Source organism: Pseudomonas sp. RIT778, assembly GCF_019718735.1.
In the GTDB taxonomy this organism is placed as follows: domain Bacteria; phylum Pseudomonadota; class Gammaproteobacteria; order Pseudomonadales; family Pseudomonadaceae; genus Aquipseudomonas; species Aquipseudomonas aphyarum.
In genome coordinates, this window is record NZ_JAIHBA010000014.1 from 144153 (window position 1) to 153431 (window position 9279).

The 9279-nt window shown below is 63.4% G+C and carries 5 protein-coding genes; all 5 read right to left on the reverse strand.

All coding sequences use genetic code 11. The features are described 5' to 3' along the window. Positions 1–134: 134 nt before the first annotated feature. Genes K5E37_RS11285 through glgA form a run of 5 tightly spaced genes read right to left on the reverse strand, consistent with a single transcriptional unit; the run spans position 135 to position 8750 of the window. Complete coding sequence (locus K5E37_RS11285; protein WP_085604047.1) at positions 135–467, reverse strand: DUF2934 domain-containing protein; 333 nt, start codon at positions 465–467, stop codon at positions 135–137. A 29-nt stretch (positions 468–496) separates the two neighbouring features. Continuing rightward, positions 497–3271, reverse strand: a complete 2775-nt coding sequence (locus tag K5E37_RS11290) for a malto-oligosyltrehalose synthase (RefSeq protein ID WP_221533841.1) — start codon at positions 3269–3271, stop codon at positions 497–499. After that, positions 3268–5346, reverse strand: a complete 2079-nt coding sequence (gene malQ / locus K5E37_RS11295) for a 4-alpha-glucanotransferase (protein WP_221533842.1) — start codon at positions 5344–5346, stop codon at positions 3268–3270. Before malQ ends, K5E37_RS11290 begins: the two co-directional genes overlap by 4 nt. After that, the gene (gene treZ, locus K5E37_RS11300) at positions 5343–7145 is read right to left on the reverse strand and encodes a malto-oligosyltrehalose trehalohydrolase (protein ID WP_221533843.1); all 1803 of its coding nucleotides are present in this window, start codon (positions 7143–7145) and stop codon (positions 5343–5345) included. Before treZ ends, malQ begins: the two co-directional genes overlap by 4 nt. A gap of 18 nt (positions 7146–7163) precedes the next feature. Then, positions 7164–8750 carry a glycogen synthase GlgA gene (gene glgA, locus K5E37_RS11305; protein WP_007957578.1) on the reverse strand — a complete coding sequence of 529 codons (1587 nt, stop codon included), beginning with the start codon at positions 8748–8750 and terminating at the stop codon, positions 7164–7166. Positions 8751–9279 lie beyond the last annotated feature (529 nt).

Below are 9279 nucleotides of genomic sequence, written 5' to 3' on the forward strand. Positions count from 1 at the left end.
ATGGAGGTGACTGATAGATCGCCTTCGCGAGCAAGCTCGCTCCCACAGAGGCTTCATGTTTCTTGAGGACGAGTGCGCCCTCGGTGGCGGGCGAACCCGCCACACGGTTATTCAAATCAATGGTTCGGGACGCGTCAGACCGCTGGCGGCTTGCGCGGCGCGCGGGGCTTTTTCTCGGCGGCTTTTTCGCCCGGGGGAATGACCTTGGCGGCACTGGCTGGCTTGGCCTTGGCCGTCGTGGCCTTGGGCTTGGCGGCGGGCGCCTTGCCATCGACGGCTTTGGCGGTGGCGGTCTTGCCAGCGGTTTTACTGCCGGCAGCCTTGGGCGATTTTTTCGGTGCCAGCGCCTCGGACTCAGCCAGTTTGCGCGCCATCTCCCAGTGGCGCGCTTCCTGGCCTTCGGGTTTACCTTCGGATTCCCAGATCTGATAGGCGAATTCGCGGATGCGTTTATCGTCGGTACTCATCGCAATGCTCCTGGACTGAACTCATGCTGCTAGACGTGTTGGATAAGCAGATTGACCGGGAAATCCCCCAGCGCGGCGCTGACGTGCAGCTCCCTGTTTTTTGTGACTGCGGTGCTCGAAAAAAGTCCCTTCGGATTTTCGTAAGAGGCGTCGAACGGTAAAACCACCCGTGTATCGCCCCAGCGCAGCGCATCGACCATGGGTAGGGCACTGTTTTCCAGCAGTGTTGCGCAACGGATCGGCACGATCACGATGACCCGTTGCTCCCCATGCTCGCGGGCAAACGCGAGCACGTTGTGCGCCTGGCTGCCCAGCACCTCGAGGGCCTGGTACGAACCGCGACGAAACAATTCGCTGTGTTCGGTGCGCAACTGCAGCACCTGGGCGATCAAGGCCTGCTTGATTCGCCCGTCACGCCAGCCCGACAACAGTTCCTCTGCAGGCGCCGCCGTCAGGGTCTGTTCGCGCAGGCCGTAGTCCACCGGCCGGCGGTTGTCCGGATCGACCAGACTGAAATCCCAATACTCGTTGCCCTGGTACAGATCCGGCACACCCGGCACGGTCATGCGCAGCAAGGTTTGCGCCAGACCGTTGAGGGCGCCGGCCGCCGCGATGCTGTTGACGGTCTTGGCCAGCGCCCCGCGCAGCAGTTCGCCTTCGGGGGCCAGCAGCAATTGTTCGGTGAACGCCTGAGCGGCGCTTTCGTACGCCTCGTTCGGCGCGCTCCAGCTGCTTTGCAGCTTGGCTTCGCGCAGGGCTTTCTGTTGCCACTGCCAGATGCGTTTGGCGTAGTCGGCGAAACCGGCCTGATCGTCGTCGCGCAGGTCCAGCGGCCAACTGCCGAGCAGCGCCTGATAGAGGATCAATTCGTCCGCCGACGACGGCAATTGATCGTCATGGCGCAGCGGGCGGGCGAGGGCACGCCACAGCTCGATCTGCTCGGCGTACCAGTGGCTGCGTTCGCTGAGCACGGCCAGCCGCGCGCGGGTGTCTTCGCCGCGTTTGTGGTCGTGGGTGGCGGTGGCCAGCAGGTTGTCCGGGAAGCTCGCCAGACGTTGCTGGTTCACCGCGTGAAAGTCGCTGACCGGGGCGCTGAACTGCTCGGTGTTGTAGCCGACGTCATTGCGCGACAGCAGCACCGCCGAGCGATACAGCGCGGTGTCTTCCACCGCTTTGGCGGCGGCCGGCGAAGTGAGTTGCTGAAAGCGCACGCAGGCATGCTTCAGGATTTTGCGCGAACGGCCACGGGGTTTGCGCCGCCACGGCTGGCCACCGAGCCAGCCGGCTACGGAGTCCAGCACTGGCCAATCGGCTTCGCTCAATGTCTGCCGCGCACCGTCCATGGCCTGCTGGAAAAACACTTCGTCCCGCGCCGAGCGGCCCATCGGGGTGATGTAGGTGCGATAGACCGGGAAATGCACGATCAGCGCCTGCAACACCCGGCGGATCGAGCCGAGCGTGAGGTCTCGGGTCATCAGGTCATCGCGCGCCACTTGCAGCAGGGCCTGGGCGACGCTTTCGCAATCGCTGGCCAGCGAGCCGTTGAGGATCTGCTGGCGCGCCAGTTGCGCTTCTTCGATGAACGCGGCGGGGCGTTCGGTGCGGCGTTTCCACAACTCGCCCAGCACATGTTCGCCGTCCGGGTCATGTTGCAACAGCGACAGCTGGTTCATGAATTCGTAACCGGTGCTGCCGTCCACGGACCAGTCGGTAGGCAGGGTTTCGCCGGCGCCGAGGATCTTCTCGACGTAGATCGGCAAGTGCCGGCCCGGCGCCAGATAGTCGAGGCGGCGGCGCAGTTTGCGGCAGTAGCTGCGCGGGTCGGCGAGGCCGTCGATGTGGTCGATGCGCAGGCCGTCGATCAGGCCTTCGCCGATCAACTGGAAAATCTTGCCGTGAGTGGCCTCGAACACCGCCGGGCGTTCGACGCGCAAACCGCCGAGTTCGTTGATGTCGAAGAAGCGCCGCCAGTTGATGTCATCCGCCGCCGTGCGCCAGCTCGCCAGGCGATAGCTTTGCCGCTCCAGCAATTGATGCAGGCGCTGAAAACCTTCTTCGGTCTTCGAGTCGTAACGGGTCAGGTTGCGCTGGATAGCCTCGAGGTTCTGCGGGTCGCTGGCCAGTTGCTGGAGTTCTTCCTTGAGCGGGATGGCCAGCGAGCGGGCGTCGGTCTGGTAACTGAGCGCGCTGAAGCGGTCGGCGAGGGCCTTGAGCGCTTCATTCGGGGCGTCATCGGATTTGAGCAGTTCACCGTAATCGCCGGGGCAGATCGGAAAGTAATGTTCGTAATGCTCGACATGAAAGGTGCCGCTCTCTGCGTTGAACACCAGCGGCAGGGTCGCGTCCTGTAGCGCGACGCCGTAATCGCTGCCGAGAAATGGCAGCAGCAACTGGCCTTCCATCAACGGGTCGGGCGAGTGCCACTGAATGTCGAAGAATTCGCCGTAGGGGCTGAGCCGTCCCCATTCCAGCAGGTCGAGCCACCACGGGTTGTCACCGCCACCGACCGCCATGTGATTGGAGACGATGTCGAGGATCAGCCCCATGCCGTGTTCGCGAAGGCTGGCGACCAGGCGGCGCAAGGCCGGCTCGCCGCCGAGTTCCGGATTGACCCGGGTCGGGTCGACCACATCGTAGCCATGCATCGAGCCCGCGCGGGCGGCGAGCAGCGGCGAGGCGTAAATGTGGCTGATGCCGAGTCGAGAGAAATACGGCACCAGCGGCACCGCTTGATCGAGGGTAAAACCGCGATGAAATTGCAGGCGGACCGTGGCGCGCAGTGTCTGGATAGGCAGTGCACTCATCGGTCACGCTCGGCTGCCTGAAGACGCGCGCAAGCCAGCAGTTCCAAGCGTCGTGCGGCGTCAACGCCGTCGAGCAGCGCTTCACTGGTGCCCGGCAAGCGGCGCGACCAGTTCGGGTGGGTGTCGATGGTGCCGGGCAGGTTGGCCTGTTCGTCGAGCCCCAGCGCATCTTCCAGTGGCAACAGCACCAGCGGCGCGCGGGTGTGGCCGAGGAAACGCACAGCAGCGTCGACCACCTGATCGGCCTCGTGGGATTCCTCGCGAAAGTTCTGCGGGTCCTGGCTCAGGGCGCCGCGCAGGCCTTCACGCTCGCGTTCGCGGTAACGGCGCCAGTCGATTTCGCCATTGGCGTCGATCAGCCCGAGCCGCGCGTTCCAGTCGATGTCGCGGCCATGCCACCAGCCGTTGAGGGTCGGCAGATCGTGGGTGCTGGTGGTGGCGAGGGCGTTGTCCGGCCAGTCGAGGATCGGTTTGAAATGGGTGTTGTCCTGCTCGAACAACAACACGCGCATGCCGAGCATGGCCCGGGCGATGAGTTTTTCCCGCAGACCATCGGGCACGGTGCCGAGGTCTTCGCCGAGCACGATCGCTTGATGGCGATGGGATTCGAGGGTCAGCAGACGCAGCAGGTCATCCACCGGGTAATACAGGTAGGCACCGTCTGCCGGGACCGCGCCGTTGGGGATCACCCACAACCGTTGCAGACCCATGACGTGGTCGATGCGCAGCCCGCCGGCGTGGGCGAAGTTGGCGCGCAGCATGTCGATGAACGCGCGGAAACCGTTGCGCACCAGGCCTTCAGGCGAGAACGCAGAAATGCCCCAGCCCTGGCCCGAGCGATTGAGGATGTCCGGCGGCGCGCCGACGGTCAGCGAGGCCAGCAGTTCGTCCTGAAAGCTCCAGGCCTGGCTGCCGGCACCGTCGGCACCCACCGCCAGATCGGCGATCAGGCCGATGCCCATGCCGGCGCTGCGGGCGGCGGTCTGGGCGCGTTCCAGGCAGCGGTGGATCAACCACTGGCAGAACGCGAAGTAGCTGATGCGATCGGCGTATTCCTCGGCAAACGCGCCGAGGGCGGCGCCGCGTGGGTCGTGCCAGTGCTCGGGCCACTGGCGCCAGTCGAGGTTTTCGCCACGGGCGGCGCGCATTTCCTGAATGGCTTCGAAGCGGCAGTGGTTTTCCAGCGCTTCTCCGCCGGCATCGCGGAAGCTGGAGAAGTCGGCGTGCAACGGGTGTTCGCCGCTGATGAAGCCGTCGTACAAGGCTTGCAGCAGTTTCAGTTTGGCTTCGGCGGCTTTCGGCCAGTCGATCAGTTTCAGGTTTTCCAGTTGCTCGAACTGATCGGTCAGGCCGGCCGCGTCAATCGCATCGCGCAGGGCGCGTTCGCCGAGGATCGCACCGGGTGCGGCGTACAACGAATTGAGAAATAGCCGACTGGACGGTGAGTAAGGGCTGTAGCGCCCGGTGTCGGCGCTGAACATCGCGTGCAGTGGGCTGATCGCCAGGGCATCGGCGCCGCGTTCGCCCGCCACCCGGGCCAGTTCTTCCAGGGCCTGGGTGTCGCCGAAACCGCCATCGCCGGGGCGGCGCAGGCCATAAAGCTGCACGCTCAGGCCCCACGCGCGAGGGATCGGGCTGTCCACCGCGTCACCCACGCTGAAGCAGCGTTCCGGTGCTACGGCCAGGGTGAATTGCTGGTCGGCGATGTGCACTTGCTGATAGCCGACCGGAATCTCGCCGGGCAACACGGCCTCGGCATCCAGCTTGAGGCTCAGGCGCGAGCCGTCTTCAAGGTGAATCTCGCAAGGGGTTTCGGGTTCGAAATAACGGGCCAGGTCCACGCCCACGCCAACATCGGCAGTGAGCAGTGGCGGCAGATGGCGATTTTCCTGTACTTGTTGCAGTTCAAGCAGGCTGGCGTCGATTTCCTGGGCCGTTCCGGCCGGGTGACCGAGGCCGGTCAGAACATTGCGCAGCACCGCCGGGGCGACTTTTTGCGGTCGGCCGTTGGCGTCAATCCAGTCGACGGCAAGGCCGGCTCGGCTGGCGAGAATTTCCAGTTGCGCATCGCTCATAGGCGCTCTCCATCCAGGGGTGGCAAAGGGGTTGCGGCCGTGAGGCTGACGAGCGCGCAATACGGGGGCAGTTGCCCCTCATCCGACAGGCCAGCGTCGGATGGCTGACGAAACAGCCACACCGAATCAGCCTGTGGAAGGTTGACCACTGGCGTATCGCTGAGGTTCAGGTCGATTCGCAGCTCGCTGCCATCGCCCAGCCGCCAGCGCGCGCTGACCGCCCCGGGCCCCAGCACCTGGGCGCCGAGTGCCTGCGTTCCGGACAGGTTGGGAATGATGTATTGATGGCGCAATTGCAGCAGTTGGCGGTACAGCGCCAACGTCTCCCGTTGCCGAGCTGTGCCGCTGCCGACCAGCCGCGGTTGTGAGGCGTGAAACGTTTGCTCGGCGTTCGGATCGGGAATCTGCTCGCGCTTGTGCGGATCGGAGAAAGCACTGAACGCCGCAAACTCGTTACGCCGACCTTCGCGCACCAGCTTCGCCAGTTCGCCATGGTGGCTGGTGAAAAACAGGAACGGTTGTTCGGCGGCGTATTCATCGCCCATGAACATCAAGGGAATCATCGGCGACAGCAACAACAGTGCTGTTGCAGCCTCCACCGCGCGCGGGTCGGCCAATTGATGCAGGCGCTCGCCAAAGGCGCGGTTGCCGATCTGGTCGTGGTTCTGCAGGAACAGCACGAACGCCGTGGAGGGCAAATGCTCACTCGGCTCGCCACGGGGTTCGCCGTGGCGGGTGATATGACCCTGAAACACAAAACCCTGGCTCAGGCAGCGGGCCAGTTGTTCTGTGGGTTGCAGCGCATAGTCCGCGTAATAAGCGTCAGTTTCACCGGTCAGCAACACGTGCAGGGCATTGTGGCCGTCGTCGTTCCACTGCGCGTCGTAGTTTTCCTCCAGCAGGCTCGACTGGTTGAGTTCATTTTCGATGGTCAGCCACACATGGCGGGCTGGGTCGATCTGCTGACGGATGCGATGTGCGAGTTCAGGCAGAAAATCGGGGCTTTGTATGGCATGCACCGCGTCCAGTCGCAGGCCGTCGAAACGGTATTCCAGCAGCCACATCAAGGCGTTTTCGACGAAGAAGTCCCGCACTTCGCGACGACGAAAGTCGATAGCCGCGCCCCACGGCGTGTGTTTGTCTTCGCGGAAAAAGCCTTTGGCGTAGCGATGCAGGTAATTGCCGTCGGGGCCGAAGTGGTTGTAGACCACGTCGAGAATCACTGCCAGGCCATAACCGTGGGCGCTGTCGATAAGGTGTTTGAGTTGTTCCGGCGTGCCGTAACTGGCCTGCGGCGCGTAATGCAGCACGCCGTCGTAGCCCCAGTTGCGATCGCCGGGAAACTGCGCGATCGGCATCAGTTCAATGGCGGTGATGCCCAGTCCGGCCAGACGCGCCAGATGCTGCTCGACTTCGGCAAACCCGCCGAGCGCGCCGACATGCAATTCGTAGATCACCGCTTCATTCCACGGCCGACCTTGCCAGGTGGTGTTGCGCCAGGAATAGAGGTGCGGATCGACCACCACACTGTGGCGGTCGAGGTCACCGTCCTGCGCTCTGGAGGCCGGGTCGGGCACCTCCAGTTCGCCGTCGATATTGAAACGGTAGCGGCTGCCGGCGGGGCAGCGGGTCTTGATGACAAACCAGCCATCGCCCTGGGGCAGCATGGGCAGGGACTGGCCGTTGCCCAGCTCGACGCTGACGTAAAACGCATCCGGCGCCCACAACGCGAATTGCGTGTGGTCGGCATCCAGCATGATCGCGCCGTGGGGCCAGCTTTCAGGTGTCCGTGACGGCATCGTTGAAAACCTCCCTGGTTATTTGTGGTGCGTTTTACCCAGCGCCTTGGCCACCAGTTGTTCGTAGAGTTCGGCGTAGGGTTCGACCGCCTTGCACCAATTGAACGGCGCGGCCATCGCCCGGCAACGCATGGCGTGCAGCAGGTCCGGGAACGCAAACACCTTGAATGCGCGGCTCAAGGCTTCGCGGTAGCTGTCCGCGGTCGATTCGTTGAACAGGAAACCGGTGACGCCGTTTTCAATGGTGTCGGCCAGTCCGCCGGTATTTCGTGCCACCGGCAGCGAGCCGAAACGCTGGGCGTACATCTGGCTAAGACCGCACGGTTCGTAACGCGATGGCATCAGCAGGAAATCGCTGCCGGCGAACATGCGTCGGGCGTCGGTTTCATTGAAGCCGATGCGCACGCCGATCTGGCCGGGGAAGCGCAGTGCCAGTTCGCGCATGGCCTGTTCTTCTTCCGGTTCGCCACGGCCGATGATTGCGATCTGGCCCCCGTTCTGGACGATGTATTCCGACACGGCTTCGGTAAGGTCGAGGCCTTTCTGATAGACCAGACGCGAGACCACGGCAAACAGCGGGCCTTCGGAGTCTTGCAGACCGAACAGTTCGCGCACATGGGCGGCGTTGACCGCTTTGCCTTCCCAGTCGCCGATGGCGAACGGTGCGAATAGATGCGGGTCGGTGGCGGCATCCCAGCTTTCATCGATGCCGTTGGGGATGCCGCTGAGCAAACCTTGCTGGGTCTTGGCAGCGAGAAAACCGTCGAGACCGCAGCCGAAATCCGGGGTGGTGATTTCCTGCGCGTACGTGGCGCTGACCGTGGTGATGTGGCTCGAATAAGCCATGCCGGCCTTGAGGAACGACATTTTGCCGTAGAACTCCATGCCTTCCTGTTGCAGGGCATGGGCGGGAATCCCGAGTTCCGGGCACGAGCCCAGGCTGGTCACGCCTTGATACGCGAGGTTGTGAATGGTGAAAAGGGTCGGCGTGCGTTGCCCGCGCCAGTGCATATAGGCAGGCGCGAGCCCGGCCGGCCAGTCGTGGGCGTGCACCAGATCCGGGCACCAGTGGATTTGTGCGAGGTTGGCGGCGATATCGGCAGCGGCCAGGCCCAGACGGGCGAAGCGGATGTGGTTGTCCGGCCAGTCGCGACCGTTGTTGGCGCCATAAGGGCCGCCGTCGCGAGCGTAGAGTTCAGGGCAGATCAGCACATAGATGACCAGACCGTCAGGCATGTCCATGCGCCCGATCTTGCAGGGCGGCAGCGCGGCGTGGCCGCCCAGTTCGCCGATGATGTGGATCGGATTCTCGCTGTTCATCACTTGCGGGTAGCCGGGGATCAACACCCGGACGTCATGCAGGTGCGCCATGGCGCGGGGCAGGGCGGCAGAAACGTCTCCCAGACCGCCGGTCTTCACCAGATCGGCGATTTCCGAGGTCACGAACAACACTTTTTTCTTGTTGGGGTTCTGACTGGCTACCGGCGTCAGCGTCTTGGTGCCCGGGACGTTGATCGACCGGCTGCCGGGAACGCTCACGGTGCTCGACTCGCCGACCGGCTGGTGAGCACGCTCTCCCTGAATATCCAATGCCGCACTGATCATATGAATCTCCCGTCTTTTTTGATCTGATTCTTGTGTTAAACAAGCGATGTCCATGGCCAAGTCCTGTGGCCGGGCGCAAACGCGCCACGCATCGGTGAGCAAACGCTACCCAACACGCGCAAGCAGAATGGGTGAGGGGACCATTGCAAGACTTGAACCAGTCGCTTTGGCCCTGCCTATCAGATGACACGTCGCGATCAGCAAAAGTTTCGACAAAATTTCCGCTTTGTGACCGGCCGGTTTTACCCCGCGAAAACCAGTCTAGGCCAGATCCTAGAGCGGGCCAGGCCAATCGGATGAATTGTTCGACAATCTGTTGCGGGCTCACGAAATCCGTGGCTTCGGGAGAGGGGGCGCCCCGACGAAGTGCATGTTTGGCGGGGTCGATGATGCAAAATGGTGACCGGCCGGTCACGATTTCGGGCGCCGGGAAAGTGCGGGCGCACTGTTGCGGTGCGGACAGTTGTGTTGGCGGGCGAACAGCGGGTGCTGCTTCGCGGGCAGGGATTGCCCGCGAAGGCGAGGAGTT

What these genes read in the sequence shown, in the direction of transcription:
- K5E37_RS11285 (WP_085604047.1), bottom strand. Translation starts at nt 467, where the DNA reads ATGAGTACCGACGATAAACGCATCCGCGAATTCGCCTATCAGATCTGG.
- K5E37_RS11290 (WP_221533841.1), bottom strand. Translation starts at nt 3,271, where the DNA reads ATGAGTGCACTGCCTATCCAGACACTGCGCGCCACGGTCCGCCTGCAA.
- malQ (WP_221533842.1), bottom strand. Translation starts at nt 5,346, where the DNA reads ATGAGCGATGCGCAACTGGAAATTCTCGCCAGCCGAGCCGGCCTTGCC.
- treZ (WP_221533843.1), bottom strand. Translation starts at nt 7,145, where the DNA reads ATGCCGTCACGGACACCTGAAAGCTGGCCCCACGGCGCGATCATGCTG.
- glgA (WP_007957578.1), bottom strand. Translation starts at nt 8,750, where the DNA reads ATGATCAGTGCGGCATTGGATATTCAGGGAGAGCGTGCTCACCAGCCG.